Annotated in this window: 18 protein-coding genes; 6 read left to right on the plus strand and 12 right to left on the minus strand. The window is 63.7% G+C overall.

All coding sequences use genetic code 11. The annotated features are described in order from the left end of the window. Positions 1-21: 21 nt before the first annotated feature. The 5 genes from FJ974_RS00720 to FJ974_RS00740 all read right to left on the minus strand — a co-directional run bounded on the left by FJ974_RS00720 (position 22) and on the right by FJ974_RS00740 (position 5,391). The gene (locus tag FJ974_RS00720) at positions 22-837 is read right to left on the minus strand and encodes an ABC transporter permease (protein ID WP_140534687.1); all 816 of its coding nucleotides are present in this window, start codon (positions 835-837) and stop codon (positions 22-24) included. After that, complete coding sequence (locus FJ974_RS00725) at positions 827-1,792, minus strand: ABC transporter permease (RefSeq protein ID WP_140534684.1); 966 nt, start codon at positions 1,790-1,792, stop codon at positions 827-829. The genes FJ974_RS00720 and FJ974_RS00725 overlap by 11 nt, the downstream gene beginning before the upstream one ends. Positions 1,793-2,015: 223 nt before the next feature. Continuing rightward, on the minus strand, positions 2,016-3,014 hold the full coding sequence (locus tag FJ974_RS00730) for an ABC transporter ATP-binding protein (protein ID WP_140534679.1): 999 nt from the start codon (positions 3,012-3,014) through the stop codon (positions 2,016-2,018). A gap of 163 nt (positions 3,015-3,177) precedes the next feature. Beyond that, positions 3,178-4,332: an ABC transporter substrate-binding protein gene (locus tag FJ974_RS00735; RefSeq protein WP_140534702.1), complete on the minus strand. Its 1,155-nt coding sequence runs from the start codon at positions 4,330-4,332 to the stop codon at positions 3,178-3,180. Positions 4,333-4,545: 213 nt separating this feature from the next. Beyond that, entirely contained in the window at positions 4,546-5,391 is an 846-nt protein-coding gene (locus tag FJ974_RS00740; RefSeq protein ID WP_140534676.1) for a class I SAM-dependent methyltransferase, read from the minus strand. Positions 5,392-5,466: 75 nt separating this feature from the next. Between FJ974_RS00740 and FJ974_RS00745 the strand changes: the two genes are divergently transcribed. Next, positions 5,467-5,943 (plus strand): helix-turn-helix domain-containing protein, encoded by a 477-nt coding sequence (locus FJ974_RS00745; protein WP_140534674.1) that lies wholly within the window; start codon positions 5,467-5,469, stop codon positions 5,941-5,943. A gap of 8 nt (positions 5,944-5,951) precedes the next feature. Here FJ974_RS00745 and FJ974_RS00750 read toward each other — a convergent pair whose 3' ends face one another. Continuing rightward, positions 5,952-6,857, minus strand: a complete 906-nt coding sequence (locus FJ974_RS00750) for a LysR substrate-binding domain-containing protein (protein ID WP_140534671.1) — start codon at positions 6,855-6,857, stop codon at positions 5,952-5,954. Positions 6,858-6,937: 80 nt separating this feature from the next. Next, complete coding sequence (locus tag FJ974_RS00755; protein ID WP_140534668.1) at positions 6,938-7,702, minus strand: DeoR/GlpR family DNA-binding transcription regulator; 765 nt, start codon at positions 7,700-7,702, stop codon at positions 6,938-6,940. 385 nt (positions 7,703-8,087) lie between these two features. Here FJ974_RS00755 and FJ974_RS00760 point away from each other — a divergent pair, with 385 nt between their 5' ends. Both FJ974_RS00760 and FJ974_RS00765 read left to right on the plus strand, forming a co-directional pair. Next, on the plus strand, positions 8,088-8,972 hold the full coding sequence (locus FJ974_RS00760; protein ID WP_140534666.1) for a phosphotransferase family protein: 885 nt from the start codon (positions 8,088-8,090) through the stop codon (positions 8,970-8,972). Continuing rightward, positions 8,969-11,422 carry a GcvT family protein gene (locus tag FJ974_RS00765; protein ID WP_140534663.1) on the plus strand — a complete coding sequence of 818 codons (2,454 nt, stop codon included), beginning with the start codon at positions 8,969-8,971 and terminating at the stop codon, positions 11,420-11,422. Before FJ974_RS00760 ends, FJ974_RS00765 begins: the two co-directional genes overlap by 4 nt. 6 nt (positions 11,423-11,428) lie before the next feature. Here the strand turns inward: FJ974_RS00765 and FJ974_RS00770 are convergent, their stop codons facing one another. After that, the gene (locus FJ974_RS00770; protein ID WP_140534660.1) at positions 11,429-12,064 is read right to left on the minus strand and encodes a class I SAM-dependent DNA methyltransferase; all 636 of its coding nucleotides are present in this window, start codon (positions 12,062-12,064) and stop codon (positions 11,429-11,431) included. Positions 12,065-12,174: 110 nt separating this feature from the next. Between FJ974_RS00770 and FJ974_RS00775 the strand changes: the two genes are divergently transcribed. Beyond that, positions 12,175-13,074: a phosphotransferase family protein gene (locus FJ974_RS00775; protein WP_140534658.1), complete on the plus strand. Its 900-nt coding sequence runs from the start codon at positions 12,175-12,177 to the stop codon at positions 13,072-13,074. Positions 13,075-13,113: 39 nt separating this feature from the next. Here FJ974_RS00775 and FJ974_RS00780 read toward each other — a convergent pair whose 3' ends face one another. From FJ974_RS00780 to FJ974_RS00790, 3 genes are all read right to left on the minus strand, one after another. Then, positions 13,114-13,587, minus strand: coding sequence for a DUF805 domain-containing protein (locus FJ974_RS00780; RefSeq protein ID WP_140534655.1), 474 nt, complete (start codon positions 13,585-13,587; stop codon positions 13,114-13,116). Between the two features lie 116 nt (positions 13,588-13,703). Next, on the minus strand, positions 13,704-14,627 hold the full coding sequence (locus FJ974_RS00785) for a DMT family transporter (RefSeq protein ID WP_140534653.1): 924 nt from the start codon (positions 14,625-14,627) through the stop codon (positions 13,704-13,706). A gap of 374 nt (positions 14,628-15,001) precedes the next feature. Beyond that, complete coding sequence (locus FJ974_RS00790) at positions 15,002-16,315, minus strand: amidohydrolase family protein (RefSeq protein WP_140534650.1); 1,314 nt, start codon at positions 16,313-16,315, stop codon at positions 15,002-15,004. 164 nt (positions 16,316-16,479) lie between these two features. On the opposite strand from FJ974_RS00790, the gene FJ974_RS00795 reads away from it, so the two are divergent. Next, complete coding sequence (locus FJ974_RS00795) at positions 16,480-18,234, plus strand: ABC transporter ATP-binding protein (RefSeq protein WP_140534648.1); 1,755 nt, start codon at positions 16,480-16,482, stop codon at positions 18,232-18,234. Positions 18,235-18,392: 158 nt separating this feature from the next. Here the strand turns inward: FJ974_RS00795 and ilvD are convergent, their stop codons facing one another. Then, positions 18,393-20,237 carry a dihydroxy-acid dehydratase gene (gene ilvD / locus FJ974_RS00800; RefSeq protein WP_140534700.1) on the minus strand — a complete coding sequence of 615 codons (1,845 nt, stop codon included), beginning with the start codon at positions 20,235-20,237 and terminating at the stop codon, positions 18,393-18,395. Between the two features lie 248 nt (positions 20,238-20,485). Here ilvD and FJ974_RS00805 point away from each other — a divergent pair, with 248 nt between their 5' ends. After that, positions 20,486-20,953 (plus strand): VOC family protein, encoded by a 468-nt coding sequence (locus tag FJ974_RS00805; RefSeq protein ID WP_140534645.1) that lies wholly within the window; start codon positions 20,486-20,488, stop codon positions 20,951-20,953. Positions 20,954-21,054 lie beyond the last annotated feature (101 nt).

A 21,054-nucleotide genomic window follows, 5' to 3' on the forward strand; every position in this document is an offset into this window, starting at 1 on the left:
CTACTGCCTATTCGCTGTTTTTCATTTTCCACTCCCCGCAATCTGGTCGCTGTCGCGGGTCAGGTAATAGGCAAAGAGGATCGGCAGCAGCGTCACCAGCACGACGACCATGGCCACGACATTGGTGACCGGGCGCTGGCGCGGGCGGATCAGTTCCTCGAGCATCCAGATCGGCACGGTCTGCTGCTGGCCGGCGGTGAAGGTGGTGACGATGACCTCGTCGAAGGACAGCGCGAAGGCGAGCATACCGCCGGCAAGCAGCGCGGTAGCGATATTGGGCAGCACGACATGGCGGAAGGTCTGGAAACCGTCGGCGCCGAGGTCCATCGAGGCCTCGATCATCGAGCCCGAGGTGCGGCGGAAGCGGGCGACGGCGTTGTTGTAGACGACGACCACGCAGAAGGTGGCGTGGCCGAGCACGATCGTCCAGAACGAGAACGGGATGTCGGCGAGCGCGAAAGCCGAGCGCAGCGCGATGCCGGTGATGATGCCGGGCAGCGCGATCGGCAGGATGACGAGCAGCGAGATGGTCTCGCGACCGAAGAAGCGCGTCCGCGAGACGGCGGCGGCGCAAAGCGTGCCGAGCACCAGCGCGATCGCTGTCGAGATGGCGGCGACGCGGACCGACAGCGACAGTGCTTCCCAGACGTCCGGGCGGTTCCAGGTGACGGCGAACCATTGCGTGGTCAGCCCCGGCGGCGGCCAGACGAAGCTCTTTTCCTCGGTGGTGAAGGCGTAGACGAAGATCAGAAGGATCGGCAAATGCAGGAAGAGCAGGCCGCAGGCGGCGGCGATCTTCAGGCCGAGCGGAGCGGATTGGCCGCGGTCAGAGCGCATCGAAAGCCCCCATGCGCTTGGCGCCCCACAGGTAGAAGCCCATGATGACGATCGGCACGACGGTGAAGGCGGCGGCGAGCGGAATATTACCGGCGGTGCCCTGCTGCGAATAGACGGCCTGGCCGATGAACAGCCGCGAGGTGCCGATGATCTGCGGGATGATGTAATCGCCCAATGTCAGCGAGAAGGTGAAGATCGAGCCGGCGACGATGCCGGGCAGCGCCAGCGGGAACAGCACGTTGCGGAAGGTCTGGCCGGGCGAGGCGCCGAGATCGGACGAGGCCTCGACCAGATTGCCGGGCACGCGTTCCAATGCCGCCTGAACGGGAAGGATCATGAACGGCAGCCAGACATAGACGAAGACGATGAAGGTGCCGGTGAAGGACACCGACAGCGAATTGCCGCCGACGACCGGCAGCGACAGCCAGCCATCGAGCAGCCATAAAAGGTTCAGCTTGGCGAGCAGCCAGGTGAGGATGCCTTCCTTGGCAAGAATGAGCTTCCAGGCATAGATCTTGACCAGATAGCTCGACCACAGCGGCAGCATGACGCCGAGATAGAACAGCGCCTTCCAACGGCCGCGCGCATAGCGCGCCGCATAATAGGCGATGGGGAAAGCGATGATCGCGGAGGCCAGCGTCACCAGCGCGGCCATGGTCACGGTGCGCAGGATGATGTCGAGATTGGCGGCCTGGAACAGGTCGCCATAGGTCTTCAGCGTGAACTGGCGGTTGATCAGGCCGGAGAACTCGTCGATCGAGAAGAAGCTTTGCAAAAGCAGCGCGAACAGCGAGCCGATATAGACGATGCCCAGCCACAGCACGGGTGGCAAAAGCATGAGCAGGAGGAGCAGTTGCGGCCGGCGCCAGAAGAGGTCGGACAGCGCGCCGCGCAGACCGCCGCCGCCCGGCAGGATGGCGGGGTTGGGGTTGGATTGAACAGCGGCAACGGTCATGGGGCCGCCGCGTGCTGAAGTGAATTATCTGGAAGGTCGCGATCCTTCGCCCCCCTCTCTGTCCTGCCGGACATCTCCCCCTCAAGGAGGGAGATTAGCCGTCGCCACCGGCTTCGCCAATTTTCGACATTGCAGAACTGGCGGGACAGCCAAGCTGCTGATCTCCCCCCTTGAGGGGGAGATGTCCGGCAGGACAGAGAGGGGGGCCTCGCGCAAACCTTTCTCATGCCGGCTCATCCATCAAATGCAGGCTGTCACGGTTGAAGGTCAGCATCACCGCTTCGCCCTCCGCCGGCAGCGCCGTGCCCGCCGGCACCATGGCATGGAGCCTGAGCCCTTCGGCGTCGAGCGCCAGCCTGGTGGTGGCGCCGAGATAGTTGGTCCCGACCAGGCGCGCAGCGACGCCGTCGCCACTCGCAGCTTGCGACACGCGGATGGATTCTGGCCGCAGGCTGCCCCACCGGTGCTGGCCGGAATAGCGCTGCACGAAATCCGGCGGCAGCACATTGGAGGAGCCGACGAAGTCGGCGACGAAGCGCGTCCTTGGCCGCTGGTAGATATCCTCCGGCGTGCCGACCTGCATGATCCTGCCGTCGTTGAAGACGGCGACGCGGTCGGCCATGGAAAGCGCCTCGCCCTGGTCGTGGGTGACGAAGACGAAGGTGATGCCGAGCACCTTCTGCAGCGATTTCAGCTCTTCCTGCATGTTTTCGCGCAGCTTGAGGTCGAGCGCGCCGAGCGGCTCGTCGAGCAAAAGCACCTTCGGCTGGTTGACCAGCGCACGGGCGAGCGCGACGCGCTGGCGCTGGCCGCCGGAGAGCTGGCCCGGGCGACGGCCGCCGTAGCCCGGCAGGCGCACCAGCGACAGCGCCTCTTCGGCCGCCTTCAGGCGTTCGGCTTTGCCGACACCCTTGACCATCAGGCCGTAGGCGACGTTGTCGAGCACATTGAGGTGCGGGAACAGCGCATAGTCCTGGAAGACGGTGTTGACGTTGCGGCGATAGGGCGGCACCCCCTCTGCGCGCTCGCCGAAGATCGAGATCGAGCCGGCTGTCGGCTGATCGAAACCGGCAATCAGGCGCAGGCAGGTCGTCTTGCCGGAACCGGACGGACCGAGCATGGCGAAGAACTCGCCCGGCGCGATGTCGAGATCGACTGCGTCGACGGCGCGCACGCTGCCGAAATGGCGCGAGACTTGTCTGAAGGAAACGGCGGAGGTCATGGGCCCTGTCAGTTCAGTTGCCGGGTGTAAGAGGTCGCACGACGCCCTACCACCCCCTCGTGGGGAGGTCGCGGCGAAGCCGCGGGTAGGGGGAGGTTTCGCGCTAAGACCCCCACCCGACGCTGCGCGTCGACCCTCCCCACGACGGGGAGGGTAAGGGAGATCACCGCCCGCCGATCACGCCGATATAGTCCGACACCCAGCGGTAATAAGGCACACACTGGTCGTTCTGGCTGGCGCATTTAGAGACCGGCGTCTTCCAGAACTTGATCTTGTCGAAATTGTCGTAGCCGTTGGTCTTGCAGCCCTCGTCGCCGAGCAACTCGTTGCCCTTGCAGGCGGCCGGCACGACCGGCAGCGAGCCGAACCAGGCGGAGACATCGCCCTGCACCTTGGGCGACAGCGAATGTTCCAACCACATATAGGCGCAGTTCGGATGGGCGGCGTCGGCCTCCATCATGGTGGTGTCGGCCCAACCGGTGACGCCTTCTTCCGGAACGGTCGAGGCGACCGGCTTCTTGGCAGCGACAAGCGTGTTGACCTGATACGGCCACGAGCCGGAGGCGACCACGCCTTCGTTCTGGAAATCGTCGACCTGGATGGCGGCGTCATGCCAGTAGCGGCCGACCAGCGTGCGCTGCGTGCGCAACAGGTCGAGCGCCGCCTTGTACTGATCCTCGTTGAGCTCGTAGGGATCCTTGATGCCGAGCTCCGGCTTGTGGAACATCAAATAGTTGGCGGCGTCGGCAATGTGGATCGGCCCGTCATAGGCCTGGATGCGGCCCTTGTTCGACTTGCCGTCCGGCAGCTTCATTTCCTCGAAGACGACGTTCCAGCTCTTGGGTGCTTCCTTGAAGACATCGGTGTTGTACATCAGGATATTCGGTCCCCACTGATAGGGAACGCCGTAATGGACCTTGTCGACGGTGAACCAGGGCGCGTCCTTCAGGCGGTCGTCAACCGTCTTCCAGCTTTTGATGAGATCGGTGTTGATCGGCTGCACGCGCTTGCCGGCGACGAGACGCAGCGAGGCGTCACCCGAAGCCGTGACGAGATCGAAGCCGCCCTCGTTCATCAGCGAGACCATTTCGTCCGACGTGTTGGCGGTCTTGACGTTGACCTTGCAGCCGCTCTCCTTCTCGAAGGCGGTCACCCAGTCATAGCCCTTGTCGGTTTCGCCGCGCTCGATATAGCCCGGCCAGGCGACGATGTTGACCTCGCCCTCGCCCTTGCCGAGTTCCTTGACCTGGGCCATGGCCTGACCGGAAAAGGCCAGCGCGACAGTCAGCGCCGTGCACGACTTCAGGAATGCATTCATCATCGATCTCCCATTTTGGCGCATGATCCCGAAACCGTTTCGGTTTTCGGAAAGGATCATGCACAAATTGAAAACGTCAGAGCGCGGTGCGCTCTGACAAGCAGCGCTCTCACGGCGCGGCTTTGTTCCCTGTACCAAAAGTGCTGTGAAAATTCCGGTTTCGCAAATTCATTTATCAGAACGGCTGTATCGATTTTTCCGATACCACCAATTTCAAGCCCGCGCTGTAACCAGCCAGCTGGCGGCATTGAAACGAGCCTTACCGTCCTCCACGAAGGGCGCGAATGCAGCAGGCAGGGCTGTGGTGATTTTTTCGGCCGTTGCCCGGTCAACCTCGCGCAGCGCAGCGCCGACTGGCCCCAGCCGGGTGGCATACGTCATCAGATCGCCTTCGGCGATCTGACACGGGAGATCCGCCTGTTCGAGTTTGATTGACGACCAGCCGCTCGCTTCAAGGATCCGCTTCACCTTGGCACCGTCCGCAAAGGCAAACTGCCCCGGCGCATCGGGGTTCGGCACGGGTGCGGGCGGCAGGAAAGGCGCAGCCGCTCGCGCAGCAGTCGTCATGAAATCATTCTCTGCCGGACTGCGCCACGCGACAAAGGCGAGTTTGCCGCCGGGCCTTGCGGCCTGCCTTATGTTGATGAACGCGGCCACGGGATCATCGAAGAACATGACACCAAAGCGCGAGACAACGGCATCGAAGTGCCTGGATTCGAACGCATATGCCTGGGCATCGCCCACTTTAAAACTTGCATTTGCGACCTCTTGCACCCGCGCGCGCTCCGTCGCCAGGGCGACAAGCGGCTGCGAAATATCGATCCCGACACAACGGCCGTCGTTGCCGACGCGGCGCGCCATCGCCAGAGTCGTGGCACCGGCGCCGCAGCCGATGTCCAGCACATTGCCTCCTTCGCCGGGATAGCCGGCATCCACCACCAGGCTCTCGAACGGCGCCAGCACCCCGTCGAGGATCGGCTGCATCTCGACCCAGGCCTTTCCGCTGGCGTCGTTCCAGAGAGCGGCTTGCCGTGTGTTTGGCTGCGTGGATTGCGGCATGGCGGACCTCGCTTTCTATTGCTCTCATCGATCGTCGCGAGCACTCTACGAGTTCAAGCCGACTTGAGGTCAAGCATGAAAGATATGGACATTGCCGAAGTGTCGCGCCGCACCGGCGTGCCCGCCTCGACACTTCGCCACTATGAGGAAAAGGGCCTCATCGCCCCGATCGGCCGTCGCGGCCTGCGCCGCTTGTTCGACCCGGCCGTCCTGGAACGGCTCGCCTTGATCGCGCTTGGACGCGCAGGTGGATTCGCACTGGACGAGATTTCCGCGATGCTGGCGCCCGACGGACTGCCGAAAATGGATCGAGGGCGCCTGGACGCCAAGGCGGACGAACTGGATCGGACGATCCAGCGCCTGACCGCGATCCGAACGGCTCTGCGTCATGCCGCCCGATGTCCGGCCGCCCGGCCGATGGATTGTCCGACGTTCCGGCGCGCCGTCCGGCTGGCCGGCGCCGGCCGCTTCGAGGTTGCTCCGATCGGTCCGTTCAAGGCGGAGGCCGTCACAAGGCGCAAGCGCAAGACTGGTGACGTCGGCCTGGAGTAGGCCCCGCTCTAGCGGCGGACCATGCGCTGCGACTGGGCGAGGCCGACGAAGTCGCGTGCCGCCTGCGGCAGGCTGGAGCCACGGCGCCAGACCGTGCCGACCTGAACGACCGGCAGCGCGCCGGAAATATCGCGGGATTCGATGCGGTCGCCTTCCAGCGACCAGGGCCGGTAGACAAGGTCCGGCAGCAACGCCACGCCGGCGCCCGTGGCGACGAGGCTGCGCACGGCCTCGACCGAGCGGGTGCGGAAGGCGACATGGGGTTTGGCGCCAATCGCCGCCAAAAGCTTGCCGGTGTTCTCCTCGATCTCGTCGACGGTCAGCATGATCAGCGGCTCGGACGCGATGTCGCCGATGCTGATGATATCGGCGCTGGCAAGCTTGTGGCTGAGCGGCAGCCACAGCCGGTAGGCCGAGACCTCGAGGATTTCAGACTGCAGCGCGGTGCGGTCGCGCAGATTGGAGGTGACCATGACGGCGATGTCGAGCTTGCCGCCGACCAAAAGGTGCTCGAGATAATCGCCATTGTCCTCGATAGCCGAGACCTCGACGCCCGGATAGGCGCGGCGGTAGCGGGCAAGCAGGTCGGACAAAACATAGCCGGCGACCAGCGAGGTGACGCCGAGCTGCAGGCGGCCGCCGGCCGCCGCCTGATCGCCGAGGAAGGCGCGGCGGGCATCGGAAACGTCGGCCAGGATCTTTTTGGCGTGGCGCAGGAACTGATGGCCCTTGTGGGTGATGTTGAGACCGCGCGGATGGCGCTCGAACAGCTCGACGCCGAGATAGCGCTCCAGCTCCTTGATCGCCTCGGTGACCGAGGATTGCGAGATGGACAGGTTCTGCGCGGCACCCGACACCGTGCCCTGCTCGGCGACGGCGACGAAGAACTGCAATTGTCTGATGGTGAAGGACATGGCCGGACTAAACACGGCCACGGCGATGGAGGGAAGTGGCCATCGGCCGATCACCACATGCGTGCAGTTCGGAGCTCGCTCTAACCGTCCGCAATGCTGAGCCGCGCGCCCCCCTCACCGAGCACGGCGGCGATGTCGCGCGGCGGTGGCCGGTCGGTGGCGAGCTCGGAAAAGCCGTCGAAGCCGCAGACCTGGACCAGTCCCTGCCGGCCGAACTTGGTGTGGTCGGTGATGACCAGCGAGCGCTGGCCGCGCGACAGCACCATGCGGGCGAACTCCGCCTCTGCCAAATCATAGTCGGTGAGGCCGGCGACGGCGTCGACCGCGCCGATCGAGATCACCGCGTGATCGACGGAGAAGCGGCTGACGAATTCGATCGCCGAGACGCCGAATGCGGCGCCTGAATCGCTGCGCAATTCGCCGCCGGCCATATAGACCTTGTTGCCGTTTACCGTCGCCAGCGTGCGGGCGATGTCGGATGAGTTGGTGACGACGGTCAGCCGGCGATGACCAAGCAGCTCGCGCGCCAGGAAGGACGTGGTGGTGCCGGTGTCGAGCATGACCGACTCACCGTCGCGGATGGTGGCTGCGACCATGCGCGCAATCAGCCGCTTGGCCTCGGCATTCTCGCGCATGCGCCGTTCGAACGGCGCCTCGCCGGCCATCGAGAGCAGGCTGACCGCGCCATGCATCTTGAGGACCGATCCATCATTGGCGAGCGGCTTGACGTCGCGCCGCACCGTTTCCAGCGACACCCCGAGCCGTTCGGCCAGGCTGGCGATGGTGACGGTGCCCTCCTCGTTGAGGAGCCGCAGGATTTCGCCACGCCGCTTCGAGTGGATCATGTGGGCGTCCTGGATTTTGACCGATTCTAAGGTATTCCTGGCGCTTTTAAAGGAACTGCCTATGCATTTCGGGCAAAACACCCAAAAAAGGTCACAGCTTCTTGTTGACAGCCGGGCCGTGCCGGCGTGAGATCGGCGATGTGACAGGCTCGGAACTGCCGCGGGAGGGTGATGGCAGGGCCGCAATCGACCGACCAGATCTTCTGGAACATGCCTGGCGCGAGCTTTTTCAAATCCGCGGGGGCGGATGCCGGGGCCGTAAAACCTGGCCAAGGGGCTCGTCGGTGCGGTGCGGGACACAAATCCCGGCATCCCGCACCGACGAGGCTTTTCTGCTTTCCCTCGCTGTTGCCATGTCGAAGGCCGGCCGAAGCAGGATGAGTCCGTGAGCGCCGAAGACCGCATCCGCGCGCTGCCCTGCTGGACGGGCAGCATCGAGATCGAGCCGCTGCCGGGCGGCCTCAGCAACGCCAACTATGTCGTGACGGACGCTGCCGGAAGACATGTCGTGCGCTTCGGCCAGGACTATCCGTTTCACCACGTCTTTCGCGAGCGCGAAGTGATGACCGCGAAGGCCGCACAGGCGGCAGGTTTCGCGCCGGCCGTGCACTATGCCGAGCCCGGCATACTGGTGACGGCGTTTCTCGGCGCAAGGACCTATCTCGGCGAGGACGTGCGCGCCAATCTCGGTCGCGTGGCGGCGCTGCTGCGCGCCTTTCATCGCGAGATGCCGAACCATGTCTCCGGCGCCGGCTTCATGTTCTGGGTGTTCCACGTCATCCGCGACTATGCGCGCACATTGGACGAAGGCGGCAGCCGCAAGAAGGACCAGTTGCCAAATTACCTCGCCCTGGCGAACGAGCTCGAACGGGCGCAGAAACTGTTACCGATTGTCTTCGGCCACAATGATCTTTTGCCGGCAAATATCCTCGACGACGGCCAGAGGCTTTGGCTGATCGATTTCGAATATGCCGGCTTCAACACGGCGATGTTCGACCTGGCCGGAGCAGCCTCCAACGCCGGCATGAGCGACGATGAGTCCTTCGCCTTCCTGACCGCCTATTTCATGAAGGAGCCGGACATTGAGATCCGCCGCTCGCACGCGGCCATGCAATGCGCCTCACTGCTGCGCGAGGCGATGTGGAGCATGGTCTCCGAGCTCTATCTCGACGCGCCCGGCATCAACTATGTCGCCTACACTGAGGAAAACCTCGTGCGGCTCGACGCGGCGCTGGAAAACTACCGGACGAAATACGGAACAAAGCCATGACCTTGCCCAGTCACGCCGGCATCGTCGTCATCGGCGGCGGCATCATCGGCTGCTCGACGGCTTATCATCTGGCGCGCGACCACAAGGCGGACGTGGTGCTTTTGGAACAGGGCAAACTGACCTCCGGCTCGACCTGGCATGCGGCGGGCCTGGTTGGCCAGTTGCGCTCCTCGGCCTCGATCACGCGCGTGCTCAAATATTCGGTCGAGCTCTACAAGGGGCTCGAAGCCGAGACAGGGCTGGCGACCGGCTGGAAGATGACCGGGTGCCTGCGGCTCGCCACCAATGCCGACCGCTGGACCGAGTTCAAGCGGCTGGCGACGACGGCAAAAAGCTTCGGCATGGACATGCAGCTGCTGTCGCCGGACGAGGTGAAGCGCATGTGGCCGCTGATGGAAACCGGCGACCTGGTCGGCGCCTCCTGGCTGCCGACCGACGGCCAGGCAAGTCCGTCGGATATCACGCAATCGCTCGCCAAGGGCGCGCGCATGCACGGAGCAAAACTGTTCGAGGACGTGCGCGTCACCGGCTTCGAGATGAAGGACGGCCGCATCACGGCGGTGAAGACGCAAAAGGGCGACATCGCCTGCGACAAGGTGGTGAACTGCGCCGGGCAATGGGCAAGGCAGGTCGGCGCGATGGCCGGCATCAACGTGCCGCTGCAGCCGGTCAGGCACCAGTATATCATCACCGAGAAGATCAAGGGGCTGGCGACCGACGCGCCGACCATCCGCGATCCTGACCGCCGCACTTATTTCAAGGAAGAGGTCGGCGGGCTGGTGATGGGCGGCTATGAGCCCAACCCGCAGGCCTGGGCGACCGGTCTGCCTGGCGGCGATATTCCCAGCGACTGGGAATTCCGCCTGTTCGATGACGATTACGATCATTTCGAGCAGCATATGGCCCAGGCGATCGCGCGCGTGCCGGCGCTCGCCGATGCCGGCGTCAAGCAGATGATCAACGGCTCCGAAAGCTTCACGCCGGACGGCAATTTCATCCTCGGCGTCGCGCCCGAATGCGCCAACATGTTCGTCGGCGCCGGTTTCAACGCCTTCGGCATTGCGTCCGGCGGCGGCGCCGGCTGGGTGCTGGCGCAATGGGCGATCGACGGCGAGGCACCGCTCGACCTCTGGGTGGTCGACATCCGCCGCTTCTCGGGCCTGCACCGCGACCGGCAATGGGTTTGCGACCGCACGCTGGAAGCCTATGGCAAGCACTACACGATCGGCTTCCCGCATGAGGAATATCTTTCGGGCCGGCCGCGCATCGTCTCGCTGCTCTACGAGCGGCTGAAGACGCACCGCGCCGTGTTCGGCTCCAAGCTCGGCTGGGAGCGGCCGAACTGGTTCGGGCCCGAGGGCGTCGAGCCGCAAGACGTCTATTCGATGGGCCGGCAGAACTGGTTCGCCCCGGTCGGCGACGAGCACCGCCTGGTGCGCGAAAAAGTCGGCATCTTCGACCAGTCCTCTTTCGCCAAATATGAGATGACCGGCGCCGATGCGCTGAAGGCGCTCGACTGGATCTGCGCCAACGACATCGCAAAGCCGGTCGGACGGCTGACCTACACGCAGCTTCTCAACACGCGCGGCGGCATCGAGGCGGATCTCACCGTCGCCAGGCTCGCCGAGGACAAATTCTACATCGTCACCGGTACCGGCTTCCGCACCCATGATTTGTCGTGGATCAGCGACCATGTTAGCCAGGGGCTGGACGTTGCGCTGAGGGACGTCACCGAGGATTTTGGCACGCTGTCGCTGATGGGGCCGCGGGCCCGCGACGTGCTGTCGGCGGTGACCGATGCGGATGTGTCCAACACAGCCTTCCCGTTCGGCCATGTCCGCGAGATCGCGATAGCCGGCCATACAGTGCGGGCGCTGCGCGTCACATATGTCGGCGAGCTCGGCTGGGAGTTGCATGTGCCGATCGCGACGACGGGCGAGATCTTCGATGCGCTGATGGCGGCTGGCGAAAAGCACTGCATCCGGCCGGTCGGCTACCGCGCTCTGGAATCGCTGCGGCTGGAGAAAGGTTATCGCGCCTGGGGCTCGGACATCACGCCCAACGACACGCCGCAGGAGGCCGGGCTCGGCTGGGCGGTGAAGCTGAGGAAAAACACCGACTTCGTCGGACGGCGGGCGCTGGAGAAGAGAGTCGGCGAGGCGCTGACCAAGCGTTTTGCCGGCTTCACGGTGGACGATCCGGAGATCGTGCTGGTCGGGCGCGAGACGATCCTGCGCAATGGCGAGCCGGTGGGCTATCTTACCAGCGGCGGCTATGGCTACACGCTGGCGCGCAACATCGGCTATGGCTATGTGCGCAACGCCGATGGCGTCAGCGACGATTTCCTCGCCTCCGGCGATTATGAGCTGGTGGTGGCGATGGAACGCACGCCGGCAAAGATCCATCTCGAGCCGCTATACGACCCGGCCGGACAGAAGATCAAGGCCTGAGCCTGATCAGCGCACGCGCAGCACGAGGCCGCGGCTCGGAATGGTGTCGGCCTCGCCCGGCATCGAGACATAGGGCGCTGTCTCCTCGGCGCGGACGACCGCGCCTTGCACTTCGAGGTCGGCGATGCGCTCGGCAAAGCCCGCATACCACAGTGTGTTCTTGACCGTCAGCACGATGACGCCGCCCGGCTTGCAGATGCGGATCAGCTCGTCCAAGCCCTCGGCGCCGACATGGCCGGAGGTGAAGACGCCGGCCGAGACGATGCCGGCGTAGGTGTTGTCGGCGAAGGGCAAAGGCAGCCCACCCAGCGCCAGGCAGTGAAGCGCCGTGTAGACGCCCTTCGCCGCCGCCTTGGCCAGCATGCCTTCCGAGATGTCGAGCGCTTCGACCTTTGGATAGCCGGTGATGGCAAGCCACTCGCCGATCAGCCCGGTGCCGGCGCCGGCATCGAGCAGAGGCCCGGCGCCGCGCGGCAGATGGCGGGTAAGCAGCGCCAGGCAGATCGTCGGATGGCGGTAGCCGGCAGCCGACATGTCGGCGTCATAGGTCTCCGACCATTTGTCGTAGATCGCGGCGACTTCTTCGGGCCGCTTGGCGGCGTAGGCGGCGCTGAGCCCACCATCGTGCTTGTTGTCGGTCATTGCTGTATTTGCCGCCGCCTGTCGTGTCGCCTTCGACCGGATGATAGCCAAATGACGAAAACTGTGGAACCGTCTGACTGGAAATAAGGTTTCCAGGAGAATGCGGGGGCATGACAATGGATGAGGCACGCGCGGCGCTTTCGGCCATACCGATGATGGCCGGGTTCGACGGACCGCTGGAGCGGCTCGGCGGCCTCACCAATCTCGTATATCGGGCCGGCGACATCTGCCTGCGCATTCCGGGCAAGGGCACCGAGGAATATATCAACCGCGCCAATGAAGCGGTGGCGGCGCGCGAGGCGGCGAAAGCCGGCGTCAGCCCGGACGTGCTGCATGTCGATCCCGCGACCGGCTTGCTGGCGACGCGTTTCGTGGCCGCCGAGACGATGTCGCCGGAAAAGTTCAAGACAAGGCCGGGCAGCCCCGCGCGGGCGGGCCAAGCCTTTCGTAAGCTGCATTCCTCCGGCGCCGTCTTTCCCTTCCGTTTCGAGCTGTTTGCGATGATCGACGACTATCTGAAGGTGCTGTCGACCAAGGATGTCGCGCTGCCCGCAGGCTATCACGACGTGGTGCGCGAGGCCGAAAGCGTGCGAGCCGCACTTGCCGCGCACCCCATCAAGCTCGCCGCCTGCCACTGCGATCCGCTATGCGAGAATTTCCTCGATGCCGGCGACAGGATGTGGATCGTCGACTGGGAGTATTCAGGCATGAACGATCCGCTGTGGGACCTCGGCGACCTCTCGGTCGAAGGCAAGTTCGATGCGGCACAGGACGAAGAACTGATGCGCGCCTATTTCGGCGGCGAGGCGAAACCGGCCGAGCGCGGCCGCATCGTCATCTACAAGGCGATGTGCGACCTGTTGTGGACATTGTGGGGGCTGATCCAGCTGGCCAACAACAACCCGGTCGACGATTTCCGCGCCTATGCCGACGACCGCTTCGCCCGCTGCAAGGCGCTGATGGAGACGGAGGAATTCTCAAACTATCTGGCGGCGGTGCGCCTGGGTTAGAGCTTTCCAGATAAGATTGGTTCCCGGCTTCCGGCGATCCTACCTGAAAACATTCTGTATTTCGTTCAGCGATCCAGTTTCGTCGGACTTTTTGCAATACCAGATGATCAACGCGATGGTACCGATGGGAAACAACCCCGCAAGCAGTTGAAGCCAACCGCTCCTGTTGATGTCATGCAGCCGGCGCGTAGTCATGGCAAGTGTCGGCACAAGGATGGCAAGATTCCAAATCGATGAAATGAGTTCATTTCCGACGACGGCGTCAACCACGATCATAGCGATGCCGACGATGAAGATGAATAGATACGCAAACCAGAACGCCGACCGGCTGGCCCTGCCAGAAAAATTCGCATAGTTTTGGAAGAAACTTGAAATAGCTTCACCAAAACCCATCGAAGGCGGTGTGTCTCCGAAACGATTGACGCCGGCCGGCGGCGCCTTCAGAACAAACACCAATGGCAAGCCGACAAGAACCAGAATTATAAGCCAATGCCATATAGAGAAACTTCCCATAATTCCCCCCTGCCCAAGATTCCCGAGGATTAGTATCCTGCCTATCCCACCAAGATTCAATCGCTGATTGCGCTCGGCAGGCGATTTTGCACCGTAAAAAAGATCGTGAAATTGCTTTAGTTAACCCCCTTCGGCACGTTCTCCGGCGGCACCACGGTTTCAACCACCTTCTGGCGGTGAAAGATGAACAGACCGGCGAGCACGACGATGACCGAGCCGACCAGGATGCGAGGGCTCGGCAAATCGCCGAAGAAGGCGAGGCCGAAGACCACGGCCCACAGAAGCAGGCTGTAGTGCAGCGGCGCCAGCGTCGAGGCCGGCGCCAATTTCAGCGCCCTGGTGATCATCAGATGGGCGGCGCAGGAGACCACACCGAGCAAAAGCATGGCGCCGAAATCAAGCACCGAGGGCGTGCGCCAGGCACCGATGGTGAACACGCCGCCGACCACCAGCGTTCCGATGGTCTGCCAGGTGACAAGCGTCGTGTCACTCGTTCCACGCAAACGCCGATTGAGGATGATGGCGAAGGCGAAAGCGATGCTGCCGGCCAGCGCGAAGGCCGACGACAGCGAAAACGCCGCCGAGGAAGGCTTGAGAATAATCAGGACGCCGCAAAAGCCGACCAGGATCGCCAGCCAGCGGCGCCAGCCGACCTTCTCGCCGAGCAGGAGATGCGACAGTGCGGCGACATAGATCGGGCCGGCCATGTAAAAACTCATCACGTCGGCCAGCGGCAGATAGACGACCGCGGCGTAAAACAGTCCGGTGTCGGCCGTGGTCGCCACCACGCGCAGCAGCTGCAGGAGCGGTCGTTCCATGTGAAGCAGCCTGCTCGTCCCCTGGTTGGCGATCATCGGGCCGAGCACGATGAAGGCGCCGATGGAGCGGATCAGCACCACCTGGCCGACCGAGAAACTGGCGACCAGCCATTTGCCCATCGCGTCATTCAGCGCGAACATGAAGTCGCCGGCCAGCATCAGAAGGATGCCGGCGAGCAGCACGTTCCTGAACGTAAGATTGCGGGCGACGGGCTGGACCATGGCCGGCTCCCTAGACGCAAGCGGCCGCTTTGACGAGTGAAATCCATAAGACCAGGGGCGGGAATCGAGATTGGCCGAACCGCCGGAGCTTCGTCATCCACGGGCGGAGCGGGAGCGAAGCGGACGCGCAGACCCGAGGATCCATGCCGTAACCGCGCGCGAAGGGCGGAAGCGGCGCAGGACAAAGGTCGTTCTGCATCGCTGCGACGCTTTGAGGTAACGGCATGGATTCTATGGTCTGCGCCGCGTCGCTTCGCTCCTTGCTTCGCCATAGAATGACGAAGTCACGAGCGGTCCGGCCAATCGCGAACCGTTCATGATGCTTTGCCCCAAACGAAGCAGATCGCTGACTTTGGAGATGGGCGAAAGCGCCGCTAATGCGACCGGTCTAACCGAGACGCAGAGGCCTGCGCTGTTTTATGCCGCCGGTTCACCTGCGCCGGCCGTCCAGCGATCGACAGCCGCGTTTCCTGCCTGGTTCGCTCGGCCACGACCTTGCCCCTGGCGACGACGCAGAGGCGTTCAGGGCGCAGTCGTATCGCTTCGATAGGATTGCCGGCGTCGAGCACGACGAGGCTGGCGCGCTTGCCTTCGGCGAGGCCGAGATGATCCAACCCCATGATGGCGGCGTTGACGTTGGTGACCATATCGAAGCAGCGCGCCATATCGGCCGGGCTCGACATCTGGGCGACATGCAGGCCCATGAAGGCGACGTCGAGCATGTCGGCCGTGCCCAGCGAATACCAGGGATCGAGCACGCAATCCTGGCCCCAGCCGACGCGAATACCAAGCGCCAGCATCTCCTTCACCCGGGTCAGGCCGCGCCGTTTCGGAAAAGCGTCGTGGCGGCCCTGCAGCATGATGTTGATCAGCGGATTGGGGATGGCCGAGACGCCGGCCTCGGCAATCAGCGGCAGCAGCTTAGAGACGTAGTAATTGTCCATCGAGTGCATGGACGTGAGGTGCGAGCCGGCCGCCCTGCCCTGCAGTCCGAGGCGCAGCGTTTCATAGGCAAGCTGCTCGATGTGGCGAGACAGCGGATCGTCGGTCTCGTCGCAATGCATGTCGACCATCAGGCCGCGCTTGGCGGCGATCTCGCAGAGCTCGGTCACCGAGCGCGTGCCGTCGGCCATTGTGCGCTCGAAATGCGGGATGCCGCCGACGATGTCGACGCCCAGATCGAGTGCGCGGATGGTGTTTTGGAGCGCCGTCGGCGAGCGGTAGAGGCCGTCCTGCGGAAAGGCGACGAGCTGCAGATCGATATAGGGCGCAACGATCTTTTTGACATCGAGCAGGGCTTCCACCGCAAGCAGCCGGTCGTCGCAGACATCGACATGGCTGCGGATAGCAAGCAGGCCCATCGACACCGCCCAGTCGCAATAGGCGAGTGCCCGGTCGCGCACGGCCTCCTGGGTCAGCAGCGGCTTCAACTCACCCCAGAGCGCAATGCCTTCGAGCAGCGTGCCCGAGGCATTGATGCGCGGGATGCCGTAGGAAAGCGTGGCGTCCATATGAAAATGCGGATCGACGAAAGGCGGCGAGACCAGGTTGCCGCTCGCGTCGACCTCGGCGCGCGCGGAATTCTTAAGTTCCGGTTCGATCGCCGCAATGATCTCGCCATTTATGCCAATGTCGGCAACCCTGCCGTCGGGCAGCGTGCCACCACGCACGATGAGGTCGAAATCCATTTCTGTTCATCCCCTCGAAGAATCGACCGCTATCGTGGCCGAAAAGACACCCTGCCGCAGCCGTTTCCTTCGTGGGCGGCAAAAGGTTCCATCCAGCGGCAACTCGCTCTATAAGCCGCCTCTCGCCCCTGTGGCGAATCCGAAATTGGCATGGGACCAGCCGTTTGTTTCGCTTCTTCCGTTTGACGGAAAACCAGCGCCTCATCGCAAGGCTGGTCAAGGAATCCTTCAGCCAGCATAAATTCGGCTATGGCGCCGCCATGCTGTCGATGCTGGTGGTGGCCGCCACGACCGGCGCCAGCGCCTGGATCCTGCGCGAGATCACCAACGAATTCGTAATCTACAAGAGGATCGACCGCGTCAACCTGATCGCCGCGGCAGTCGCGGCGATCTTCATCCTCAAGGGCATTGCCAACTTCGTCCAGGCCTATTTCATGAGCCGGGTCGGCAACGCCATCATCGCCGACCGGCAGCGCAAGATATATGACCGCATCCTCGCGCAAGGCATCGAGTTCTACCATTCGACCTCGTCGTCGGACCTGATCACCCGCATGACCAACAACGCGCAGGCGGCGCGCAGCGTGCTCGATCTCGTCGTCACCTCCTACGTGCGCGACCTGGTGACGCTGATCGTGCTTGTGCTGGTCATGGTCTGGCAGCAGCCGGCGCTGTCGCTGATTTGTTTCGTCATCGGGCCTGTCGCCATCTACGGCGTCAACCATATCCTCAAGCGCGTCCGCCATATCGCCAAGATGGAATTCCGATCGCTCGGCCAGATCGTGCATGTGATGCAGGAAACGGCAATCGGCGTGCGTGTCGTCAAATCCTTCAATCTCGAAGGCGCGATGCGCAAGCGCATGCACAAAGCAGTGTCCGATGTCGAGACACGCGCCAACAACATCGCCACGCTGGAGGCCGCCACCAGCCCGGTGATGGAAACGCTGGCTGGACTGGCAATATCGGGTGCGGTGCTGGTCAGCGGCTTCCTCGTCCTGCAAGGTGGCCAGATGCCTGGCAACATCATGGCCTTCATCGCGGCGCTGCTGCTGGCCTACGAGCCGGCCAAGCGCCTGGCGCGCGTGCGCATCTCGCTGGAAACCGGCATAGTCGGCGTGCGCATGATGTTCCAGCTCGCCGACCGGCCGCTGACGCTTGCCGAAAAACCCGATGCCAGGCCGCTGCAGGCCGGGCCGGGCGAGATCCGTTTCGACGATGTGAGCTTTGCCTATCCGGAAAGTTCGCCGGTATTCGAGGACTTCAACCTGACTTTTGCAGCCGGCAAGATGACGGCCCTGGTCGGACCTTCGGGCAGCGGCAAGTCGACGATCCTCAACCTCATCATGCGCATGTATGACCCGCAACAGGGCAAGGTATTGTTCGACGGCCAGGACATCTCTCACGCCACGCTCGCTTCGCTGCGCGAAAAGATCGCCTATGTCAGCCAGGACACGTTCCTGTTTGCCGGCACCGTCATGCACAACATCCGCCTCGGCCGCCAGGACGCGACGGACGAAGAGGTCGTGGCCGCTGCCAGGGCCGCCAATGCGCATGACTTCATCAGCGCCATGGCCAAGGGCTATGAGACGGATGTCGGCGAGAACGGCGCACTGCTGTCAGGCGGCCAGCGCCAGCGCATCTCGATCGCGCGCGCAATGCTGCGCAATGCCGAGATCCTGCTGCTCGACGAAGCGACCAGCGCGCTGGATGCGGAATCGGAAGCGCTGTTCCGCGACGCGCTGCAGCAGCTCACCGTCGGGCGCACGACGATCGTCATCGCGCACCGGTTGTCGACCGTGCACCAAGCCGACACGATCGTGGTGCTGGAAAAGGGCAAGGTGCAGGAAAGCGGCCCGCACAAGACGCTGCTCAAGCAGGGCGGGCTCTATCAGAAGCTTTACGAATACCAGCTGATGCCGTGAGGGTGCCTTCGAATGTAGGCGCAGGCCCCCTCATCCGGCCCTTCGGGCCACCTTCTCCCCGAGGGGAGAAGAGGTCGTCAACGCCGGCGCCAGCCTCTTCTCCCCACCGGGGAGAAGGTGGCCGCGAAGCGGCCGGATGAGGGGGTTTAGCGCAAACCCTACTCAGGCACGTTCCGCACAGCGCCCTTGTCGGCGCTGGTGGCGAAGGCGGCGTAGGCGCGGAGCGCCGTCGTCACCTTGCGCTTGCGCTTTTCGGCCGGCTTCCAGGCGTCGGCGCCCTTGGCGTTCATCGCCGTCCGGCGCGCTTCGAGCTCGGCTTCGCTGACGGCCAGATGTATCTTGCGGTTGGGGATGTCGATCTCGATCGTGTCGCCTTCGTGGACAAGCCCAATCAACCCGCCTTCGGCCGCCTCGGGCGAGACATGGCCGATCGACAGGCCGGATGTGCCGCCGGAGAAGCGACCGTCGGTGACCAGCGCGCAGGCCTTGCCGAGGCCTTTCGACTTCAGATAGCTGGTTGGGTAGAGCATTTCCTGCATGCCGGGGCCGCCACGCGGCCCTTCATAGCGGATGACGACGATGTCGCCGGCCTTGATCTCGTTTCCGAGGATCGCCTTGACCGACGCGTCCTGGCTCTCGAAGACGCGGGCCGGGCCGGTGAACTTCAGGATCGACTCGTCGACGCCGGCTGTCTTCACGATGCAGCCGTCTAGCGCCAGATTGCCCTTCAGCACCGCGAGGCCGCCATCCTTCGAGAACGGCGTCGTTGCCGAGCGGATGACGCCCGTCTCGCGGTTCGTGTCGAGCTCGTCCCAGCGGCGGTCCTGGCTGAAGGCGACCTGCGTCGGCACGCCGCCGGGCGCGGCCAGAAAGAAATCGCGCACAATCTTGCTTGAGGTGCGGGAAATGTCCCAATGGTCGAGCGCTTCGCCGAGGCTCGCCGTGTGCACGGTCGGCAGGTCGCGGTTGATCAGCCCGGCCTCGTCGAGCTGGCCGAGGATGGCCATGATGCCGCCGGCACGGTGAACGTCCTCCATGTGCACGTCCGACTTCGCCGGCGCGACCTTGCACAGCACCGGCACCTTGCGCGACAGCCGGTCGATGTCCTCCATGGTGAAGTCGACCTCGCCCTCATGCGCCGCGGCAAGAATGTGAAGCACCGTGTTGGTCGAACCGCCCATGGCGATGTCGAGCGCCATGGCGTTCTCGAAAGCGCCTTTGGTGGCGATGCCGCGCGGCAGCGCGCTTTCGTCTTCCTGCTCGTAATACCGCTGCGCCAAATCGACGATCAGGTGACCCGCCTCGACGAACAGGCGCTTGCGGTCGGCATGGGTGGCCAAGGTCGAGCCGTTACCGGGCAGGGAAAGACCCAGCGCCTCGGTCAGGCAGTTCATCGAATTGGCGGTGAACATGCCGGAGCACGAGCCGCAGGTCGGGCAGGCCGAGCGCTCGATGACCTTGACGTCCTCGTCGGAGATCTTGTCGTCGGCGGCCGCGACCATGGCGTCGACCAGGTCGAGCGCCTGCGCCTTGCCGGCCAGCACCACCTTGCCGGCCTCCATCGGCCCGCCGGAGACGAACACGGTCGGGATGTTGAGGCGCAGCGAGGCCATCAGCATGCCGGGGGTGATCTTGTCGCAATTGGAGATGCAGACCATGGCGTCGGCGCAATGCGCGTTGACCATATATTCGACGGAGTCGGCGATCAGCTCGCGCGACGGCAGCGAATAGAGCATGCCGTCATGGCCCATGGCGATGCCGTCGTCGACGGCGATGGTGTTGAACTCCTTGGCGACGCCGCCGGCCTTCTCGATCTCGCGCGCGACCAGCTGGCCGAGGTCCTTCAGATGGACATGGCCCGGCACGAACTGGGTGAAGGAATTGACCACCGCGATGATCGGCTTGCCGAAATCCGAATCCTTCATGCCGGTGGCGCGCCACAGGCCGCGGGCGCCGGCCATGTTGCGGCCATGGGTGGTGGTGCGGGAACGATAGGCGGGCATCGAATTGTCCTTGCTGGCTGGCCGCGCCGGGCGCGGCGCGGCGGCGCTGAATTTCAGTCGGCAGCGGTTATAGCGGCCATGATCCGGCCGTGCCACAGTTTTGCGCTGCGCCATGATTCTTCAGGAAAATTTGAAGCGGCTGTCGGATCGCGCCCTGCCGATACGTCCTTGAAGCAGCGGTCACGGCACGAAATCGTCGGCGCACCGTTTAAAGACGGACCCAACCCGGGACAATCCAAGGAGCGGACATGCAAAAGATCACCACCTGTCTGTGGTTCGACGGCCAGGCCGAAGAAGCGATGAACCACTACATCTCCATCTTCAAGAATTCGAAGGTGCTGAGCGTTTTGCGTTGGCCCAAGGGTCACGCCAGCGAGGGCAAAGTGCTGATGACTTCATTCGAACTCGACGGCGTGCCGTTTCAGGCGCTCAATGGCGGCCCCAATTTCAAGTTTAACGAGGCGATGTCGCAGTCGATAGACTGCAAGACGCAGGAAGAGGTGGACCATTTCTGGACCCGCCTCACGGAAGGCGGCGAGCCCGGTCCGTGCGGCTGGCTGAAGGACAAGTTCGGCGTGTCCTGGCAGGTCGTGCCGGAGCAGTTGCCGCGCCTGCTTCAGGACCCCGACCGGGCCAAGGCCGGTCGTGTGATGTCGGCGATGATGCAGATGGGCAAGATCGACATCGCCAAGATCGAAGAAGCGGCGAAGGGGTGAGCGCGGCTTTTCCCTTCCCCCTTGCGGGAGAAGGTGGATCGGCGCGAAGCGCCGAGACGGATGAGGGGTGCTCCAGCGGAGTGAGACGCTGGCATTCCCTG

It is taken from the genome of Mesorhizobium sp. B1-1-8 (assembly GCF_006442795.2).
GTDB lineage: Bacteria > Pseudomonadota > Alphaproteobacteria > Rhizobiales > Rhizobiaceae > Mesorhizobium.